Source organism: Rhodococcus sp. IEGM 27, assembly GCF_033142305.1.
Taxonomy (GTDB): domain Bacteria; phylum Actinomycetota; class Actinomycetes; order Mycobacteriales; family Mycobacteriaceae; genus Rhodococcus_F; species Rhodococcus_F oxybenzonivorans.
The window spans coordinates 1-16,305 of record NZ_JAWLSG010000006.1 but is presented as its reverse complement, the minus strand read 5'-3'; the positions used below and the strand labels follow the sequence as shown (position 1 = coordinate 16,305).

The following is a 16,305-nucleotide window of genomic DNA, read 5'->3' as shown; positions in this document are numbered from 1 at the left end:
AGACGTGAGTGACCCGTTGCAGCCCCTCGTCGACCTTCCCGGTGTCCGCGACGCCGCCGACCGTGCGCGCGACGCGCTCGGGGAGGTGCATCGCCACAAGACCAACCGGCGTGGTTGGCCGACCACGGCGGCGGAGGCAGCCGTCCGGGCTGCTCGCGCGTCGGCCTCACTCGACGGTGGGCGCACGGAACTGCCGGCGCCGGGCGAGGTCGCGGATCCGATCCTGTCGGGTGCACTGCGTGTCGGCCAGGCGCTCGACGGGGATGCGCTTGGTCTACTGCAGTCGACGTGGCAGCGTGCTCCGCTGCAAGCGCTCGCGAGGCTTCACCTCCTCGCCGCCGCAGACCTCGTGGAGGATCCGGAGCTACTGGGCAGGCCCCGCCCGGCCGCCGGCGTGGCAGAACGGTTGGACGGTCTCGCGCAACTCGTCACCGGAGGAACCACGGCGCCGGCGCCGGTCCTTGCCGCGGTAGTGCACGGCGAACTGTTGGCGTTGAAGCCCTTCGGTGTCGGCGACGGAGTCGTCGCCCGAGCGGCATCACGGTTGGTCTGCGTGTCCAGCGGCCTCGACCCCCACAACCTCGGTGTGCCGGAAGTGAGCTGGTTTCGCCGCCAGCAGGCGTACCGCAACGGGATCGGCGCCTTCGCATCCGGTGCCGCGGAGGGGGTCGGCAGCTGGGTGATCCTGTGCTGTGGGGCGCTGGAGGCAGGTGCGCGGGAGGCGATGTCCATCGCCGAGGCGGCAGCGACCTGACCCGAGCGCCACACGAAACGGGCGGCGCTGCCGACTCTCGTCGACTTCGCCGCCCGTCAGCGCGGACTACCGGTTACCAAGCGTGCTCGGTGGGTTGTGTGGATGGCCTCGGCGAGAGTTCGACGATCGTCGGGTCGTCCCTGCAACCGGTGCAGGGTCCTTGCCGATGAAACTCGAGTCTCGCAGGCCCACAACGCTTCTGCCCTTATAGTGGCTTGTGCTCCGCGTGGGTACCTAGTGCCCGTGCCGGGAATCTCGGTCGGGAGATCGATCCTTCTCTTCCGGGTCGATCTTGGCCTTCCGTTCTTCCGTAACTCCTTTGTACCCCGTGACCCACCTCACAGCAAGTGTCAAATTCGGTTTGTGGCCGTGTCGGGTGTTGTCACCCGTCAGCGCTTGCGGCGCATTACTCCGTAGGTGAACGCGCCGGCCACGAGGGCGCCGATGCTGACTGCTGCGGTGGTGGCGACCGTCGTCGCCGACGGGGACTGGAGGCGTGCTCGGAGGGACACCGGATTGGAGAAAGTCAGTATGGGCCAACCGTTTCCGGCCGCTACTTTTCGTAGGGCGCGGTCGGGATTGACAGCGGTCGGGTGCCCCACCGCCGTCAACATGGGGAGGTCGGTGACGGAGTCGGAATAGGCGTAACAGGACGACAGGTCGTAGCCGTTCTTCTCGGCCAGTTCGACGATGGCTTCCACTTTTCCTTCGCCGTAGCAGTAGAACTCCACCTCGCCCGTGTAGAGCCCTTCCTTCACGGCCATGCGCGTGGCGATGCTGCGGGTAGCTCCCAACGCTTCGGCGATCGGTGTCACCACCTCCTCGCCCGACGCCGACACCACGACCACGTCGTGGCCCCGCAGCTTGTGATCCGCCATGAGGTCGGCGGCCTCGGCGAACACGAGGGGATCGACGATGTCGTGCAGTGTCTCGGCGACGACGGCCCGGACCTGTTCCACATTCCACCCCGTGCACATGCTCGTCAGGTAGGCACGCATGCGCTCCATCTGATCGTGGTCGGCCCCGGACAGAAGGAACAGGAACTGGGCGTAGCTGCTCTTGAGGACGGACCGCCGGTTGATGAGACCTTGGTCGAAGAACGGCCTGCTGAACGCGAGGGTGCTGGATTTGGCGATGATCGTCTTGTCGAGGTCGAAAAATGCGGCCACTCGACCCGTCTCGGTGTGTCGACCTGTCTTTGCACTTATCTGTGGCTTCACGGTCACAGCTGCCAGGATATGCGCTGTTCGGGAGGGAAGCTGTGTTCCGGACGCCACCGCGAGTGGCCTCGAAAGATTCGCGCGACACGGCACAATCGTTCGACAGTTGAACTTGCAAATACACATCCAGGGAGGTGTACTATCAAAGATGTCCGGATTTGATTCGGACATGTTCAGCCCGACCCCCCGGGGCTGAACACCGACGACCCTCGCCTCCTCCCCCCCTGGCGAGGGTCGTCCTCTGTGTGCGGCAGGTGCGGTTCTGCGCGGCAGACGCAAGTCGGATCCTCGGCCTCCTCGTACCCCCTCGAAATGGTACGGACGTACCTATTTCTATCCACAGGGTCGAAGTTGTCCACAGATCGCTCTGTGCCCCTTTCGCGGGTATGCCGGGCCGGGCACGCTCACTGCATGGACACAGACATCGGTGGCGAAGTGCTGGTTTTGATCGAAGACCCTGCACTGCTGCACAGCATTCGACGGGTCGCCGCCGCGGCGGACCGCAGGATCGACGAAGCCGAGGTCGCCGATGCGCACCACACCTGGGGGAGTGCTCCCCTCGTCGTACTCGACACCCGGGCCGCCATCGCGTGTCACCGCCTCCCTCGCCGACGTCGGGTGGTGTTGCTGTGTGCCGGAACGCCGGGGATCGACGAATGGCGGATCGCGACCGCGATCGGTGCGGAGCACGTCCTCGCGGTACCGGAGGACGAAGCCACTCTGGTCACGGTGCTCGGTGAGCAGCCTCAGAAGCCGGAGGCGGACGGCAGCGTCGTCGCTGTCGTCGGAGGCTGCGGTGGTGCCGGTACGTCCACCATGGCAACGGCGGTAGCCCTGTGTGCCGCCACCGGTGCACAAGCGGAAACGACACTGCTGGTGGACACCGACGCGTGGGGGTCGGGTCTGGACGTGCTCCTCGGTCTCGAGGACGTTCCCGGCCTGAGGTGGTCGGGCCTGTCGATCGAGGGTGGACGGATTTCGTCCGACGCACTCCGAGACGCGCTCCCCGCACGCGGCGAGTACTTACGGGTTCTGTCCTGCAGTCGCAGCGGCCACGGAAGCTCGGGGCCCACGCCGGCAGCGGCACGCGCAGTGATCGAGGCGAGTCGGTACGCCGGGAATCTCGTCGTATGCGACGCGTCGAGATTTCCCGGACCGGTCACCGAAACGGTCCTCGAACTGGCAGATCTGGTAGTCCTCGTCGTGCCGGCGACCGTCCGTGCCTGCATCGCTGCCGGCAAGGTCGCGCAGTGGATTGCCGAGCGAAACCCGAACCAGGGTGTCGTGGTGCGCGGCCCGGCGCCGGGAGGTCTGCGGGGCGCGGATGTGGCGGAGGTGCTCGAACTGCCCCTGATCGCGTCCATGCGCGCCGAGCGCTCCCTCACCGCAATGCTCGAACACGGCGGCTTGAAACCCGGCCGGCGCTCAGCGCTCATCGCTGCAGCATCGGCGATCCTCGACACGGCGGCCGAGAGGCCGCGTTCGCGGGAGTGGGCGGCGTGAGTTCCCTCGTCACGCCCGACCTCCTCGACCGGGTCCGTGAACGCCTCGCCCACACCTCGGGGGAGCCGACCCCGGCAACGGTCGCTGCCGCCATCCGGACCGAGTCCGGTGGTGTACTGGGTGACACGGATCTTCTCGGTGCGTTGCGCGTGCTGATGACCGAGCTGACGGGTGCCGGTCCCCTCGAGTCCCTGCTCACGCGTCCCGGCGTCGCGGATGTCCTCGTCACCGCTCCCGAGGAGGTGTGGGTCGATCAGGGTCGCGGTCTCGAACGCACCGACGTACGGTTCGCCGACGAGGCGGCGGTACGCAGACTCGCTCAACGCCTCGCCCTGTCAGCCGGTCGCCGGCTCGACGACGCGCAGCCCTGGGTCGACGGGCGCCTGCGCGGGGTGGGCAATGGCTCGTTCGGAGTGCGGCTCCACGCCGTGCTCGCCCCCGTGGCGCACGGTGGAACCTGCCTGTCGCTGCGTGTGCTGCGGCCGGCCACTCAGGGCCTCGACGCGCTGCTGTCGGGCGGTGCGCTCACCGACGAAGCCCACGCGCTGCTCGGAACAGTGGTGCGCGCGCGGCTCGCCTTTCTGGTCACCGGGGGCACGGGCGCCGGAAAGACCACGCTGCTCGCCGCGCTGCTCGGCGCCGTCGATCCGGCCGAACGCATCATCTGCGTCGAAGACGCCGCCGAGCTGGCGCCCAGACATCCGCACGTGGTCCGGCTGGTGGCGCGGGCGGCCAACGTCGAAGGAGTCGGCGAGGTGACCGTCCGGGATCTGGTGCGCCAGTCCCTGCGCATGCGTCCTGATCGAATAGTTGTGGGGGAGGTGCGCGGCGCGGAGGTCGTCGACCTTCTCACGGCTCTCAATACCGGCCACGACGGCGGTGCGGGAACCGTCCATGCCAACTCGCCCGAGGAAGTGCCCGCCCGGCTCGAAGCCCTCGCCGCGCTGGGCGGAATGGACCGCAGCGCCCTGCACAGTCAGCTGGCCGCTGCGGTCCAAGTGATCTTGCACGTGCATCGGTCCTCGAATGGAACTCGGAAGCTGATGCAGATCGGTGTGGTTACCAGTGACGACCGGGGATACGTCTCCATCGTCCCGGCTTGGACTTTCGGCACCGGGTCGGACGCGGGCGCCGCGGTCCTGCAGCAACTCTGCGCCCGCCGCATCGGAGAAGAATCTGCCGAACGTGTGGTGGCGACGTGATCGCAAGTCTCGTGGTGCTGGCCTGCGCTGTCCTCGCGATGCCCTCGGCGTTGTCCCGTACTCGGTTGCTCGCGGTTGTCGGGCGGCGGCCACCCCGGACGCGCGCCAGGGTGTCCGGCATGATTCCGGCTGCTCTCCTCGTCCTTCCCGTTTCCTACGAACTGGGCGGGGTCGCCGTCGTACTCGCGGCGATCATTGCTTGCGCCACAGTTCGTTTCAGATATGCACGGCGGCGAGCGGCTCGGGCGCGAGATGCCGACCTGCGTGTGATCCTGTCGAGTCTCGAGGTGGTGACTGCCGAACTTCGCGTCGGTGCGCATCCTGCGACGGCGTGTGAGACGGCCGCAGACGAGGGTTCCGGTGTCGTGTCGGTGGCCTTCCGGTCCGCATCGGCACGCGCGCGTCTCGGGGGTACTGCAGCAGATGGACTGCGTATCAACGACTCCCGAGTCGGAGTGGAGCTGGCGCGCATTGCCGACATCTGGGACGTCGCGGAGAAGCACGGTCTTGCGCTCGCCGAGTTACTCGAGGCGGCGCGCGCTGATCTGCTCGGTCGACGGCGATTTCGTGGGCGCACCGAGGCGGGGCTGGCGGGCGCGAGGGCAACGGCGAGCGTGCTGGCTGCTCTTCCGGTCCTGGGCATCGGCCTCGGCCACATGATGGGTGCTTCGCCACTCGAAGTGTTGCTCGGCGGCGGACTGGGCGGTGGTCTGGCCGTGCTGGGGACGGGCTTGGTGTGTGCGGGACTGCTGTGGACCGACCGCATCACCGCGCAGGTAACACAATGACCTGGATCATGCTGTCGCTCATGGCCGGTGCACTTCTCATCCTTCCGGGTCGCCGGCCTTCACGCGCGCGCCTGCAGGGCGAGCGTGGCCCGCTCGTGCAGAACGACGGCGACGATCGACACCGGCGCGAGGACCCGCTCGCCGTCGCAGCCACCTTCGACTTGCTTGCCGCGTGCCTACGCTCGGGGCTCCCTGTCGCGGTCGCCGCCGAGGCGGTGTCGCTCACGGCCCCAGCGCCGCTGTCGGAGTCGTTGCGCCGAGCGGCGGATCTACTGTCCCTGGGAGCGGACGCGGCCACCGCATGGGAGTCGGCGGCGTCGGATCCGGCCACCGAATCACTTGCCCGAATGGCTCGTCGCTCGGCCAGGTCAGGATCGTCGTTGGCAGGCTCGATGACCGAGTTGGCAACAGAAAGTCGCTCCCAGGTCGAGGATTCGGCGGCGGCTTCGGCCGAACGCGCCGGTGTGCTGATCAGCGGTCCCCTGGGTCTGTGTTTCCTGCCTGCCTTCATCTGCCTCGGGATCATTCCCGTCGTCGTCGGTCTCGCCTCCCGGGTTCTCGATGGTGGACTGCTCTGACTTCACACTCCCGGTGCAGATCCACTGCGCCGGTACAACAAGGGGGAAACATGATGGTGAACACGATGCGCGCTCTGACGGCTCGCCTGACACTGCTTGCGGTCGAGGAGGAGGGGATGTCGACCGCCGAGTACGCAATCGGCACGATCGCCGCGGCGGCGTTCGGTGCGGTGCTCTATTCGGTGGTCACCGGTGACAGCATTGTGACCGCGCTGACGAATATCATCGACAAAGCGCTGAGTACCACGGTCTGATGACACAGTCGAGGGGGCTGCGGCGCTCGGATGCGGGGGCGGTCACGGTGGAGGCGGCCATTGCGATCGCGTCCATCGTGGTGGTGGTCGTCCTGTGCATCGGAGCGATCACGGCGGCGACGCTCCATGTTCGCTGTGTCGACTCGGCCCGTGAAGCGGCTCGTCTCGCTGCTCGCGGGGATCGGGAGTCGGCGATGTCCGCAGCGGCGAGGGTGGCTCCTGAGGGCGCCGACGTGGTGTTGCGCGAGGAGGGGGATCTCGTCGTCGCCACCGTACGCGCCCGCAGTCCGCTCCTTCCGCTCGTGCATATCTCGGCGGAAGCGGTCGCGGTACGCGAGCCCACCGCCGCAGGGTGGGGTGGGCGATGAATGCTCGCGACGAGTGTGGTTCCGCCACAGTGCTGGCATGTTTCGGGCTCGCGGCGCTGGTGGTGATAACGGCGACTCTGCTGCACCTCGGTTCGGCGGTCTCGGTGCGGCACCGGGCTCAGTCCGCGGCGGATCTTGGGGCCCTGGCCGCCGGAGTGGGACTCGCCCGGGGCAGCGAGTCCGCGTGCGCTGTGGCGCGGGCGGTGGCGGAGCGGATGCACGCCGAGGTGGTCGACTGCACAGTCGACGACTGGGATGTGGTGGTGACGGTCACGGCCCCGATGTTGCTGTCCTCGCTGGGCATTCGAGATGCCCGGGCAGTGGCTCGGGCCGGACCTGCGGAATGAGACGGCCGCTCATCCGAGCGCGTCGAGCACCGCCGCGAGGACTCGGATAGCACCGTCCTTGTCGAGGGGGTCGTTTCCGTTTCCACATTTCGGTGAGTACACACAGGAAGGGCAACCGGAGGTGCACTCGCACGAAGTGATCGCGTCCCGGGTCGCGCCCAGCCACCGCGCGAGCTCGGCGTGGCCCCGGTCGGCGAATCCGGCACCGCCGGCGTGTCCGTCGTAGACGAACACGGTGGGCAAGCCGGTGTCGGCATGCAACGCCGTCGAGACGCCGCCGACGTCCTCGCGATCGCACACCGCGACCAGGGGTAGGAGTCCGATGGCTGCGTGCTCAGCGGCGTGGAGGGATCCGGGCACACGTTCGGCCGCGACACCGGCTCGGGAGAGCAGCTCCGGGGTCATCGTGTACATCACGGCACGGGTGCAGAGGGTCTGCTCCGGCATGTCCAACTCCACCGAGTCGAGTACTTCACCGGACGGCAGTCTGCGCAGGTACCCGATCACCTGGTGCGTTACCTCTACCTCGGCGAGTGCCACTTCGACGTCACCGAAAAGTTTCTGCTCCAGCACAGCCGTCACGGTGATCTCGGTGGTTTCCCGGGCCGAGGTCGTCCAATCGGGGTCCTCGGCGTGAACCAGGGCAAGACCTTGATCGAGATCGAGTTCGTCGATGACATACGACTCCCCCTGATGGATGTGTACGGCGCCGGGATGGACGGTCGCCGGGGCGCGACCGGTGTCGACGGTTCCCAGCAGACGTCCGGTTTCCGACACCACTATTGCTACTTGTGTACCGATTCCACCCCGGATATCCAGTGCGCCATGCGGATTTGTTCCCGCAGTCACGAACCAGCCGTGGGCGCGCCTGCGAATCAAGCCCTGTTCGGACAGCTTTGCGAGGACGTCGAGACCGCCGAATTTTTCCGCTTCGGCATCGGAAAGCGGCAACTCCATTGCTGCGCACAGCAATTGTGGACCGAGGACGTACGGATTGGACGGGTCGGTGACGGTGGCCTCCACCGGCTTGTCCAAGAGTGCGGACGGGTGGTGCACGAGGTAGGTGTCCAGCGGATCGTCGCGGGCTACCAGGACGACGAGCGATCCTTCACCGCGCCGGCCGGAGCGGCCTCCCTGCTGCCAGAACGAGGCGACCGTCCCGGGAAATCCCGCCACCACCACGGCGTCGAGTCCGGCGATGTCGACTCCGAGTTCGAGCGCGTTTGTCGTTGCCGCACCGAGCAGCGTGCCGTCGGCGAGGGCAGCCTCGAGCGCGCGTCTGTCTTCGGCCAGGTAGCCGGCGCGGTACGACGCGACCCGTGTGGCAAGGTCGGGATCGACCTCCGCGAGTAGGCGTTTGGTGGCCATGGCAGTCAGCTCGGCGCCGCGCCGCGAACGGACGAAGGTGAGAGTACGTGCCCCCTCGGTCATCAGGGTGGCCATGATGCGTGCGGCCTCCGAACCTGCAGGCCTGCGGACCGGACTCCCGTTCTCTCCCGTCACCTCCCGCATGAGGGGTGGCTCCCAGAGGGCGATGGTCCGCGGGCCGTGAGGCGACCCGTCGTCCACTATCTCGGCGCACGGGGCCCCGATGAGGCGGGACGCGGCGGCGCCGGGTTCCGCTGTGGTGGCGGAGGCGAGGACGAAGACAGGGTCGGCCCCGTATCGCGCCGCGATGCGTCGGAGTCGGCGCAGGACGAGAGCCACATTGGAGCCGAAGACACCACGGTAGGAGTGGCATTCGTCGATTACGACAAACGCCAGATTGCGGAAGAAGTGCGACCACCGTTGATGGGTCCGGAGAAGGGAGATGTGCAGCATATCGGGGTTGGTGAAGAGCCACCGTGAGTTCTCGCGCGCCCACTGACGCACCTCCGACGGGGTGTCACCGTCGAACATGCAAGGGCAAGCGCCCCGAAGGTCGTCCGTAGCGTCGATGATCGAGGTCACCGCCCGCAACTGGTCTGCGCCCAGGGCTTTGGTCGGTGACAGGTAGAGGGCGGTCGCCCGCGGATCCATTGCCAGAGTGGTGAGTACCGGTAGCTGGTAGGCGAGCGACTTTCCCGATGCCGTTCCGGTCGACACCACCACGTTCGTGCCCTGGTGGGCAAAATCGGCGGCAGCCGCTTGATGGCTCCACGGGCGGGCGATCCCGTTCTGCTGGAGGGCCGAGACGACCGAGGGGTGCGCCCACGTGGGCCAATCCGTCAGTGCCGACGTCCGAGCAGGCATTTCGGCGGCAAATGTCAATGGCGTTTCGTTCGGCGGGACGCCGTCGAGCACCCTGTCGAGCAACTCGCGACCGTATGTTTCGCCAGTATTTCCACTGTCGTCACGGGGCGAAAACGGTGTGCTCACTGATCTCTCCGGGCTGTCGATGGAGCGGGGCGAGGAGCTTCTACACCGCCACGACCTGCATATATGATGATAGCGAGTCGACTCTTCAGGATGTTTCCGGGGGTACGGCACGTGCCGACCGGATGCGTCGATTCGCGGCTGTTCGCTACAAGATCAACATTTTGTGTGAATTGTTCCGTTTTCGACTGTTGCGTTCGCGGAGTTCATGGTTGACTACATCTTGGTCGCAGCTTCTGTGTTCGTGGGCTTGAAAGAGTGAGCGTTCGCAGGATCGATGTTGCGAACGCGGTGCTCTGCTTTTCCTGAGGGGGAAATCAAGAAGTACAGCGGTCGGAACCGGCCCGGCGGACTGTACGTGCTGTCCGCCGAATCCGGTGGTTAGAAAGAGAAGGAAAAGCATGGCACAGGGCACTGTGAAGTGGTTCAACGCGGAAAAGGGCTTCGGCTTCATCGCACCCGAGGACGGCTCCGCTGACGTCTTCGTTCACTACTCCGAGATCCAGGGCAGCGGTTTCCGCACTCTCGAGGAGAACCAGCGCGTGGAGTTCGAGGTCGGCCAGGGCACCAAGGGCCCCCAGGCAACCGGCGTTCGCGCAGTCTGATTCTGCCGTCCATTCCGTGGACACGAAAATCAGATAGGCGGGATCTCGCGATTCCGTCCGAATCGTCCCCCATCGCCCGAGGCGGTGGGGGACGATTCGTTTTTCCATGCTGGCGGCCACAGTGACGTGGCAGAAGGGGGTACGTCGATGAGTCAGCTCTCCTTCTTCTCTGCAGAGGCACTTCCACCGGCGGTTGCGGATCTGGGTGGGCTTCTCGCAGCGTCGGGCCAGGTGGTCTCCGGCGGCGGCCGCGCGCGGATTTCCATAGTGGTGGATGCGCTGTGGCGGGCGGAAGGAATCGCCGAGATGATCGCGGAGGCGGGGCTGGAAGCCGAGATCACCCGGAGCGACGAGGGCAGCCCGCTCGTGCGCACCGCTTCGGTAGTCGACGTGCGGCCTCTCGCGGAGCAGTGGACGAGGGGCGCGGTGAAGGCGGTGCCGCCGGGCTGGGTGCCGTCCGGGAGGCAGCTGCGGTTCTGGGCTCTGGCTGCGGGCCACGGCGAAGCGGACGGGGAACGCTTCGTTCTCGGACTCGATCCTCACGCCCCGGACACCCACGCGCCACTGGCTCAGGCCTTGATGAGGGCGGGTATGGCGCCGACGTTGATCGGCACGCGCGGGTCGGGTCCCGGCCTCCGAATATCGGGTCGGCGTAGGCTCGGCAGACTGGTCGAGAGTATCGGCGAAGCACCCGCAAATATGGACGATCGTACCGGTTGGCCCCACGTGTAGGACCGCGTAGGCAGTACTGATCTGCGAGGACGGGTCGCGGGTATGTCACTCTAGTAATAGGTGAACCCGGTATAAACGGTTTGTCTGCACAACTATCGGGTGGCAGCGATCGACTTCAGGAAGGCTCGGGCAACAGGTGGCAAAAGGTGACAACGGCAGTGCACAGGATGCGGCGGGAGCGTCCGGCCAGCCTCGCCGCCTCGTGATCGTCGAGTCGCCGACCAAGGCCCGCAAGATAGCTCCGTACCTCGGAAAGAACTATGTCGTCGAGGCGTCGGTGGGGCACATTCGTGACCTTCCTCGCGGGGCCGCCGACGTTCCGGCCAAGTACAAAGGTGAGCCGTGGGCCCGACTCGGTGTCGACGTCGATCATGATTTCGAGCCGCTGTACGTGGTCAGTCCAGAGAAGAAGTCCAAGGTCACGGAACTGAAGGGCCTCCTCAAGGACGCCGACGAACTATTCCTCGCCACCGACCCCGACCGTGAGGGCGAGGCCATCGCCTGGCACCTGCTCGAAACTCTCAAGCCGAAGATTCCGGTTCGGCGGATGGTCTTCCACGAGATCACCGAGCCGGCCATCCGAGCGGCTGCCGACGACACCCGCGAACTCGACACCGACCTGGTGGATGCCCAGGAAACTCGGCGCATCCTCGACCGTCTCTACGGTTACGAGGTCAGTCCGGTCCTGTGGAAGAAGGTCATGCCGAAGTTGTCGGCGGGCCGAGTGCAGTCCGTCGCCACCCGTGTCATCGTTCAGCGTGAACGCGAGCGGATGGCATTCCGGTCCGCGTCCTACTGGGACATCTCGGCCACCCTCGACGCAGGCGCCGACGCGAGCCCGCGCAGCTTCGGGGCACGTCTGGTGAGTGTCGACGGTTCACGGGTCGCGTCGGGTCGCGATTTCGGCTCGGACGGCCAGCTGAAGACCGGCACGGTCACGGTGCTCGACGAGGCCCGCGCACAGAGGCTCGCCGAATCCCTCGCCGGTGTCGACCTCACCGTGTCGTCCGCGGAGAGCAAGCCGTACACGCGCAAGCCCTACCCACCATTCATGACGTCGACGCTCCAGCAGGAAGCGGGACGCAAGCTCCGATTCACGTCGGAGCGGACGATGCGCATCGCCCAGCGGTTGTACGAAAACGGCTACATCACCTACATGCGTACCGACTCGACGACGTTGTCTACATCGGCCATCGCCGCAGCGCGCGCGCAGGCCACCGAGTTGTACGGCGCAGAGTACGTTCACGCGTCGCCGCGCCAGTACACCCGCAAGGTGAAGAACGCCCAGGAAGCGCACGAGGCGATCCGTCCTGCGGGTGACGTCTTCCAGACTCCGGGGCAGCTGCACTCACGGCTCGACACCGACGAGTTCCGGCTCTACGAATTGATCTGGCAGCGCACCGTGGCGTCCCAGATGGCCGATGCCCGCGGCACCACGCTCACCCTGCGGATCTCGGGTACGGCAGGTACGGGCGAAGAGTGCACGTTCTCCGCGTCGGGCCGCACCATCACGTTCGCCGGCTTCCTGAAGGCATACGTCGAAAGTGTCGACGAAGAAGCCGGCGGCCAGTCCGACGACGCCGAGTCGCGCCTGCCGGTGCTCGTCGAGGGCCAGGCGGTTACCGCGACCAAACTCGATCCGGACGGTCACACCACCAATCCACCGGCCCGGTACACCGAGGCGAGCCTGATCAAGACCCTCGAAGAGCTGGGCATCGGTCGCCCGTCCACCTATTCGTCGATCATCAAGACCATCCTCGACCGTGGATACGTCTACAAGCGCGGTAGTGCGTTGGTGCCGTCCTGGGTCGCGTTCGCCGTCATCGGTCTCCTCGAGATGCACTTCGGTCGGCTGGTCGACTTCGACTTCACCGCCGGGATGGAGGACGACCTCGACGCAATCGCCGGTGGCCGGGAACAGCGCGGCAACTGGCTGAGCAGTTTCTACTTCGGCGGTGATCACGGCGCCGAGGGTTCCGTCGCCCGCGAGGGTGGCCTGAAGAAGATGGTCGGTGTCAATCTCGAAGAGATCGACGCCCGCGAGGTCAACTCCATCCGACTCTTCGACGACGCCGAAGGCCGCGAAGTTCACGTCCGTGTCGGACGCTTCGGTCCTTATCTCGAGCGGATGGTTCGCAACCCGGACGACCCCGAGGGTGACCTCATCTCGCAGCGGGCGAACCTGCCCGACGACCTTCCGCCGGACGAGCTGACACCCGAGTACGCCGAGAAGCTGTTCTCGACCCCCCAGGAGGGTCGCAAGCTCGGTGTCGATCCACTGACCGGGCACGAGATCGTAGCGAAGGAGGGCCGGTTCGGCCCTTACGTCACGGAGATTCTTCCCGAGCCGGAACCCGAGCCCGAACCGGCCGTGGTGCCGGTCATCGAGCCGGAGCCTGCCGAGGGCACCACCAAGACCAAGACGGCTGCGAAGAAAGCCCCTGCCAAGAAGGCGGCGAAGAAGACAGCGGGCCCCAAGCCGAGAACCGGTTCGCTTCTCAAGTCCATGGATTTGGCCACGGTCACCCTCGACGACGCCCTGAAGTTGCTGTCGTTGCCGCGTGTGGTGGGTATCGATCCCGAATCGAAGGAAGAGATCACCGTTCAGAACGGCCGATACGGTCCCTACCTCAAGAAGGGCACCGATTCGCGGTCACTCGCCACCGAAGACCAGATGTTTACGGTCACGCTGGAAGAGGCCTTGAAGATCTACGCGGAGCCCAAGCGCCGCGGACGGCAGGCATCGGCGACGCCGCCCCTGCGGGAGCTGGGCGTCGACTCGGTCAGTGAGAAGCCGATGGTGATCAAGGACGGCCGGTTCGGACCGTATGTAACGGACGGCGAAACCAACGCCAGCCTTCGCAAGGGCGATGAAGTGGAAAGCATCACCGACGCTCGGGCGTCGGAACTGCTGGCGGAGCGTCGGGCGCGCGGACCTGTCAAGAAGAAGGCTCCCGCCAAGAAGGCACCGGCCAAGAAGGCTGCGGCGAAGAAGACTGCTGCCAAGAAGGCACCGGCGAAGAAGGCTGCTGCGAAGAAGGCTGCGGACAAGAAGGCGTGAGCCGGTACGGCGGGGCGTCGGGGGTGTCGCAGGTGCGGGATAGTCTGACGTCGTGACCGTATTCGACCGGTTGGTGGGCCAGGCAGACGTCGAGGCCGAACTGACGGCCGCTGCTACGGCGGCCCGTCTCGGACTCGGCTCAATGGGGTCGTCGATGACGCATTCGTGGCTTTTCACGGGCCCCCCAGGCTCGGGCAGGTCGGTGGCCGCACAGTGCTTCGCTGCGGCCTTGCAATGCACCAGTGACGGCGTCCCTGGCTGCGGTGCGTGCCACTCCTGCACCACTGCAATGGCAGGCACCCACGGTGATGTGCGGCGGGTGGTTCCAGAAGGACTGAGCATCAGCGTGAGGGAGATGCGGGCCATCGTGCAGACGGCCTCCCGCAGGCCCAGTACCGGTCGCTGGCAGATCGTCGTTGTGGAGGACGCAGACCGTCTCACCGAGGGCGCGGCCAACGCTCTCCTCAAGGTTGTCGAGGAGCCGCCGGATCGCACCGTGTTCTTGCTGTGCGCTCCTTCCGTCGATCCCCAAGACATCTCGGTGACCCTGCGGTCGCGCTGCCGGCACGTCGCCCTCGTCACTCCGTCGGCGGACGCGATCGCTCAGGTTCTGCGCGAGAGGGATGGTGTGGAGCCCGAAGAGGCGCGCCTTGCCGCGTCGATCAGTGGCGGTCATGTCGGGAGGGCACGGCGACTGGCGACCGACTTGAATTCCCGCATTCGTCGCAAGGAAGCCCTGGACCTTGCGGTCGCGGCATTGCGACCCGCGACTGCGTTCGCGGCTGCCGAGGAGTTGGTGCGCTCAGCCGATGCCGAAGCAAAAGAGATGAGTGCGGCTCGAGACGAGCAGGAGACGGAAGAGTTGCGCACTGCCCTCGGTGCAGGAGGCACCGGCAAGGGCGCTGCCGGGGCCATCCGAGGATCGGCCGGTGTACTCAAGGATCTGGAGAAGCGGCAGAAGTCGAGGGCTACCCGCACGGGTCGTGATGCGCTGGATCGCGCTCTCATCGATCTCGCGGGTCTCTACCGCGACGCCCTCGCCGCCACGTGGGGATCGGCAGCCGCAGCAAACCATCCCGACATGGCCGACCGAGCTGCGGAACTCGCGTCGAGAACCTCGCCGGAAGGCCTGCTGAAGTGCATCGAAGCGGTACTCGAATGCCGTGAGGCGATCGCTGTCAACGTCAAACCACAGTGGGCTGTCGACGCCATGGTGGCCAGCCTCGGCGACGCGTTCAGGGAGCCGTTTTCGCATACTCGGGGTTGAGGCGCTAGACTCGCCACCGCCGAAAGGCACCGCTGCCTTAGCTCAGTCGGTAGAGCATTTCACTCGTAATGAAAAGGTCGAGAGTTCGATTCTCTCAGGCAGCTCAGCGGTTCTCTGGCCCTTCCCGATTCCTCGGGGAGGGCCAGAGTCGTATTCGGATCCGACACGTCGAGGACGGGGATCTGTGTCGTTCGCAGTCCAGACCCGCCACGGCGGGGAAAGATCCGGAAGACTGGAAGCGTGGACATGGAGAATCGGGCCCGTACCTCACAGGTGGCGGGTCTACGTGCGCTCGGTGCGCCGGCGACGGTTGCTGCAGGGGCGGCCGCCGCCGTCGCTCTCCTGCACTTTCGCGATCCACATCAGTCGGGTGCGTACGGCTTCTGCCCCGTGTACGCATTGACGGGCTGGTGGTGTCCGGCCTGCGGGGGCCTTCGGGCTGTCCACGACCTCACCGATCTGGACATCGGGGCCGCGTTGTCGAGCAACGCCTTGATCGTTCCGTTGCTCGCTGTCTCGGTGTACCTGTGGGTGCGGTGGGCGCAGCGTCGCTGGGCGGGAGCGCGAGCTCGATCGATCGTCATCCGTCCATATGTGATGGTGGGTGTGCTGATCACTCTCGCGGCGTTTACGGTCACGAGGAATACATCTTGGGGAAGCTGGCTGGCGCCGGCTTGACGACGGTCGCCGCCGGCATGAAACAGAGAGTCGGTTCACAGATGGCAATGCAGGTTTTCTCGTTGATTGCGATCCTCGGAGCATTGATCGTGCTCATTCCGACAGCGCTCCGAGTCTTCGGTAAGAGCGACAACGTGAAGGCACCCGACGACGCCGAAGAGTGACCGGGCGCTGCTCTCGACAACCCTCCGTCCCACGGTCATGATTCGTGTATGAGTGATTCGCTGAAGGACCGGGTCCGGGAGAAGTTGCTCCGCCAGCTCGCCGAAGACGGGGGCCACCCGGTCCAGGAGGCGGAAGGTGACGATCCCCGGCTGGTGTCGATCGATGCGGATCTTGCCGCGCTGGAGCAGGCAGCCGACGGCGATCTGGTCATCGAGGAACTCGCCGCAAAGTACTGGGTTCCGTAAGAAGGCGCTCCAGCAGCCTGACCAGGCAATTTGGCGTAGCGGGTGTTCGTCGCGTAACTTATTCGAAGTCAGAGCGACACGGACACCGACTCCGCCTGCAAGGGCCGGGGACACGAGGTTGGACGAAGGCGCCTGAACTTCCCGAAGATGCTGATTTCGATTGGTGTGTTCGAGATGTCCTGG

Annotated in this window: 17 protein-coding genes and 1 tRNA gene; 16 read left to right on the top strand and 2 right to left on the bottom strand. The window is 66.1% G+C overall.

From position 1 onward, the window contains the following. Positions 1-4: 4 nt before the first annotated feature. The gene (locus tag R4P95_RS20840; protein ID WP_109326370.1) at positions 5-754 is read left to right on the top strand and encodes an oxidoreductase; all 750 of its coding nucleotides are present in this window, start codon (positions 5-7) and stop codon (positions 752-754) included. 389 nt (positions 755-1,143) lie between these two features. Here the strand turns inward: R4P95_RS20840 and R4P95_RS20835 are convergent, their stop codons facing one another. After that, positions 1,144-1,980 carry an HAD family hydrolase gene (locus R4P95_RS20835; RefSeq protein WP_208962821.1) on the bottom strand — a complete coding sequence of 279 codons (837 nt, stop codon included), beginning with the start codon at positions 1,978-1,980 and terminating at the stop codon, positions 1,144-1,146. A 405-nt stretch (positions 1,981-2,385) separates the two neighbouring features. Here R4P95_RS20835 and ssd point away from each other — a divergent pair, with 405 nt between their 5' ends. The 7 genes from ssd to R4P95_RS20800 are packed head-to-tail and all read left to right on the top strand — an operon-like array spanning position 2,386 to position 7,014. Beyond that, positions 2,386-3,477: a septum site-determining protein Ssd gene (ssd, locus tag R4P95_RS20830; RefSeq protein ID WP_317745151.1), complete on the top strand. Its 1,092-nt coding sequence runs from the start codon at positions 2,386-2,388 to the stop codon at positions 3,475-3,477. Next, positions 3,474-4,679, top strand: coding sequence for a TadA family conjugal transfer-associated ATPase (locus R4P95_RS20825; RefSeq protein WP_397517709.1), 1,206 nt, complete (start codon positions 3,474-3,476; stop codon positions 4,677-4,679). The genes ssd and R4P95_RS20825 overlap by 4 nt, the downstream gene beginning before the upstream one ends. Continuing rightward, on the top strand, positions 4,676-5,467 hold the full coding sequence (locus R4P95_RS20820) for a type II secretion system F family protein (RefSeq protein WP_249354080.1): 792 nt from the start codon (positions 4,676-4,678) through the stop codon (positions 5,465-5,467). Before R4P95_RS20825 ends, R4P95_RS20820 begins: the two co-directional genes overlap by 4 nt. Continuing rightward, on the top strand, positions 5,464-6,045 hold the full coding sequence (locus tag R4P95_RS20815) for a type II secretion system F family protein (RefSeq protein ID WP_213574401.1): 582 nt from the start codon (positions 5,464-5,466) through the stop codon (positions 6,043-6,045). The genes R4P95_RS20820 and R4P95_RS20815 overlap by 4 nt, the downstream gene beginning before the upstream one ends. A 50-nt stretch (positions 6,046-6,095) precedes the next feature. Beyond that, the gene (locus tag R4P95_RS20810) at positions 6,096-6,299 is read left to right on the top strand and encodes a DUF4244 domain-containing protein (RefSeq protein WP_159918987.1); all 204 of its coding nucleotides are present in this window, start codon (positions 6,096-6,098) and stop codon (positions 6,297-6,299) included. Next, on the top strand, positions 6,299-6,667 hold the full coding sequence (locus R4P95_RS20805) for a TadE family type IV pilus minor pilin (RefSeq protein WP_159918988.1): 369 nt from the start codon (positions 6,299-6,301) through the stop codon (positions 6,665-6,667). Before R4P95_RS20810 ends, R4P95_RS20805 begins: the two co-directional genes overlap by 1 nt. Continuing rightward, the gene (locus R4P95_RS20800; RefSeq protein ID WP_317745148.1) at positions 6,664-7,014 is read left to right on the top strand and encodes an Rv3654c family TadE-like protein; all 351 of its coding nucleotides are present in this window, start codon (positions 6,664-6,666) and stop codon (positions 7,012-7,014) included. Before R4P95_RS20805 ends, R4P95_RS20800 begins: the two co-directional genes overlap by 4 nt. A 9-nt stretch (positions 7,015-7,023) precedes the next feature. On the opposite strand, the gene R4P95_RS20795 is transcribed toward R4P95_RS20800, so the two are convergent. Further along, positions 7,024-9,372 (bottom strand): DEAD/DEAH box helicase, encoded by a 2,349-nt coding sequence (locus R4P95_RS20795; protein WP_317745146.1) that lies wholly within the window; start codon positions 9,370-9,372, stop codon positions 7,024-7,026. A gap of 398 nt (positions 9,373-9,770) precedes the next feature. Between R4P95_RS20795 and R4P95_RS20790 the strand changes: the two genes are divergently transcribed. From R4P95_RS20790 to R4P95_RS20755, 8 genes are all read left to right on the top strand, one after another. After that, a complete protein-coding gene (locus R4P95_RS20790) occupies positions 9,771-9,974 on the top strand; it encodes a cold-shock protein (RefSeq protein WP_005248460.1) in 204 nt (67 codons plus the stop codon). Between the two features lie 147 nt (positions 9,975-10,121). Next, positions 10,122-10,706: a hypothetical protein gene (locus tag R4P95_RS20785; protein ID WP_317745145.1), complete on the top strand. Its 585-nt coding sequence runs from the start codon at positions 10,122-10,124 to the stop codon at positions 10,704-10,706. A gap of 136 nt (positions 10,707-10,842) precedes the next feature. Next, positions 10,843-13,767: a type I DNA topoisomerase gene (gene topA, locus R4P95_RS20780; protein WP_317745144.1), complete on the top strand. Its 2,925-nt coding sequence runs from the start codon at positions 10,843-10,845 to the stop codon at positions 13,765-13,767. A 52-nt stretch (positions 13,768-13,819) separates the two neighbouring features. After that, entirely contained in the window at positions 13,820-15,034 is a 1,215-nt protein-coding gene (locus R4P95_RS20775; RefSeq protein ID WP_109326390.1) for a DNA polymerase III subunit delta', read from the top strand. 31 nt (positions 15,035-15,065) lie between these two features. Continuing rightward, positions 15,066-15,138 (top strand) — tRNA-Thr (locus tag R4P95_RS20770). Positions 15,139-15,280: 142 nt separating this feature from the next. Continuing rightward, on the top strand, positions 15,281-15,712 hold the full coding sequence (locus tag R4P95_RS20765; RefSeq protein ID WP_213577378.1) for a DUF2752 domain-containing protein: 432 nt from the start codon (positions 15,281-15,283) through the stop codon (positions 15,710-15,712). A gap of 41 nt (positions 15,713-15,753) precedes the next feature. Next, on the top strand, positions 15,754-15,876 hold the full coding sequence (locus tag R4P95_RS20760; RefSeq protein ID WP_257792467.1) for a hypothetical protein: 123 nt from the start codon (positions 15,754-15,756) through the stop codon (positions 15,874-15,876). A 48-nt stretch (positions 15,877-15,924) separates the two neighbouring features. Beyond that, entirely contained in the window at positions 15,925-16,122 is a 198-nt protein-coding gene (locus R4P95_RS20755) for a hypothetical protein (protein ID WP_317745143.1), read from the top strand. Positions 16,123-16,305 lie beyond the last annotated feature (183 nt).

What these genes read in the sequence shown, in the direction of transcription:
- ssd (WP_317745151.1), top strand. Translation starts at nt 2,386, where the DNA reads ATGGACACAGACATCGGTGGCGAAGTGCTGGTTTTGATCGAAGACCCT.
- R4P95_RS20815 (WP_213574401.1), top strand. Translation starts at nt 5,464, where the DNA reads ATGACCTGGATCATGCTGTCGCTCATGGCCGGTGCACTTCTCATCCTT.
- R4P95_RS20810 (WP_159918987.1), top strand. Translation starts at nt 6,096, where the DNA reads ATGATGGTGAACACGATGCGCGCTCTGACGGCTCGCCTGACACTGCTT.
- R4P95_RS20805 (WP_159918988.1), top strand. Translation starts at nt 6,299, where the DNA reads ATGACACAGTCGAGGGGGCTGCGGCGCTCGGATGCGGGGGCGGTCACG.
- R4P95_RS20800 (WP_317745148.1), top strand. Translation starts at nt 6,664, where the DNA reads ATGAATGCTCGCGACGAGTGTGGTTCCGCCACAGTGCTGGCATGTTTC.
- R4P95_RS20790 (WP_005248460.1), top strand. Translation starts at nt 9,771, where the DNA reads ATGGCACAGGGCACTGTGAAGTGGTTCAACGCGGAAAAGGGCTTCGGC.
- R4P95_RS20785 (WP_317745145.1), top strand. Translation starts at nt 10,122, where the DNA reads ATGAGTCAGCTCTCCTTCTTCTCTGCAGAGGCACTTCCACCGGCGGTT.
- R4P95_RS20765 (WP_213577378.1), top strand. Translation starts at nt 15,281, where the DNA reads ATGGAGAATCGGGCCCGTACCTCACAGGTGGCGGGTCTACGTGCGCTC.
- R4P95_RS20760 (WP_257792467.1), top strand. Translation starts at nt 15,754, where the DNA reads ATGGCAATGCAGGTTTTCTCGTTGATTGCGATCCTCGGAGCATTGATC.
- R4P95_RS20755 (WP_317745143.1), top strand. Translation starts at nt 15,925, where the DNA reads ATGAGTGATTCGCTGAAGGACCGGGTCCGGGAGAAGTTGCTCCGCCAG.